Consider the following 1,789-nt stretch of genomic DNA (forward strand, 5'->3'; position numbering starts at 1 on the left):
CTTCAAGGAAGCCATCGATCAATTTTTTACTGTGACTCTTCCAGAGATCGCAGGTTCACTGACGTCTCGAATCAATGATAATTTTCAGGTACTCAAGCCTGCATTTTCAAGTTGATTGGGTATATTATAATCGTGACTCTGAACTAAAACGTTTGTTCACTCTTATGACTGACTTAAAGTCGATACGCGATAATTCTGAGCAGAACTTTTCTCAATTCAAGAAACAATTGAGAAAATGCAATCGAGTCAGCCAATATGTTGGAATAAGATTTGAAATTTCGCTAGCTAGCTTTTTTATCAGAAAAGGTGTGCCGTACAAAAACCGAGAAGCACCAGACTTTGAGTTTAATTTCGATGAAAACCAGAAAGCATTTATCGAGACAACAAGTTGTCATATAGTTCAAGAAAAACTGCAGAATCTATATTTAAAAGTTAATAGTGCTATTCGCACTAAATCTAATAAAAAGTATGCAAATGACTCTACTATTTTGGTCATAGATGTCACTAATCTAATCCACAACTCAGTAAGATTGCATCCTGAATTTAAAATTGAAAACCTAGTGGTAAATTGCCAGTCAGAAATGGATAAATCGCCATATGGTGCATTTATTTTTCGCTGTACGTTCCCTAGCGAGAAAGACGGTTTGATCTATGCGGGTGGTGATTCATATTGTAAAGGGAACGCTTCACCGGCTTTACGTAAGATTTGGAGCCAGCTGGGTTACGATGATCGAGTTGCTCATGACGTTGAGCATGGCACGTACTTTTGCTCATGAACCATACAAACGTTTAAGGTTTCAAGTAACTTTGTCTAATCCAAATCTCGCATGTTAGAACCTATACTGTAACGTGCGTTGCCCAATAATCAGATAATTAAATAGACTTAATAAAGGTAAACAATGTCGGATATAACCAGCTATTGCTCTTGGTGTTATAAACATACAAAGCATAAACTCACGGAAAGAAACATTCTGTCTCGTAATTCATATACCCAATCAACTTGAAAATGCAGGCTTGAGTACCTGAAAATTATCATTGATTCGAGACGTCAGTGAACCTGCGATCTCTGGAAGAGTCACAGTAAAAAATTGATCGATGGCTTCCTTGAAGTCTCGTTTATTTTTGAAGTAAACGTTATTCCTCGACTGCTCGTTCATTACCTTCCAAAGCCGCTCAATTGGGTTGAGGTTTGGACTGTAAGGTGGAAGATAATGTAGTTCGATATTTAGGACAAACGCTGCATCTTTGACTAAGTCACTGCGGTGATATCCCGCACCATCTAAGATGATATGAAGCTTATGGGCTAATGGATAACTCTCTCTTAACTTACAGAAAAAGCGAACAATATTTTCACTGTTAATACTCTCGTAATCGTGAACGATGGTGGCACCAATATCTGACAGGTTTAGTGCGCCAATAATGTTCAATCGGCTACGATTGCCCGTTGTTTCAATCACTTTAGCCTGACCAGTACGTATCCAGCCATGAGATATTTTTGTTAATAAGGTTGGGTGAACTGCATCGATAAAGACTATCGATTCATCCTTGCCACAGCTTGCCTTTAGAGCTTCATAAGCCTCTATGAATGCTTGCTGTTTTGCTTTATCAAACTTGTGTGGAACGCCTTTCGGTTGCTTGTAGCTAAAGCCATTGTGGTGAAGCCATTTGTTCATACCAGAGACCGTATAATCAAGTCCAAATGCCTCTTTAACGTAGGCGACAATTTGATGAGTGTGAGAATAGGTTTTCTCAGTCAAATGCTCGATTAGGTGCATGGTTTGAGTAGCAG

The 1,789-nt window shown here is 38.7% G+C and carries 2 protein-coding genes and 1 pseudogene; 2 read left to right on the forward strand and 1 reads right to left on the reverse strand.

Annotated elements, in window-relative coordinates:
• Both DA100_RS11610 and DA100_RS11615 read left to right on the forward strand, forming a co-directional pair.
• Positions 1-115: pseudogene (locus tag DA100_RS11610) on the forward strand (IS630 family transposase); the annotation flags it as partial.
• 49 nt (positions 116-164) lie between these two features.
• A complete protein-coding gene (locus DA100_RS11615) occupies positions 165-776 on the forward strand; it encodes a hypothetical protein (RefSeq protein WP_138972281.1) in 612 nt (203 codons plus the stop codon).
• 219 nt (positions 777-995) lie between these two features.
• On the opposite strand, the gene DA100_RS11620 is transcribed toward DA100_RS11615, so the two are convergent.
• On the reverse strand, positions 996-1,789 hold a 794-nt coding region (locus DA100_RS11620), incomplete at its 5' end, for an IS630 family transposase (RefSeq protein ID WP_138972282.1).

Origin of the sequence: Vibrio sp. Hep-1b-8 (assembly GCF_006124995.1) — a bacterium.
Classification (GTDB): domain Bacteria; phylum Pseudomonadota; class Gammaproteobacteria; order Enterobacterales; family Vibrionaceae; genus Vibrio.

Bases quoted from the DNA above. Each gene is read 5' to 3' on its own strand.
- DA100_RS11615 (WP_138972281.1), top strand. From the start codon at position 165: ATGACTGACTTAAAGTCGATACGCGATAATTCTGAGCAGAACTTTTCT.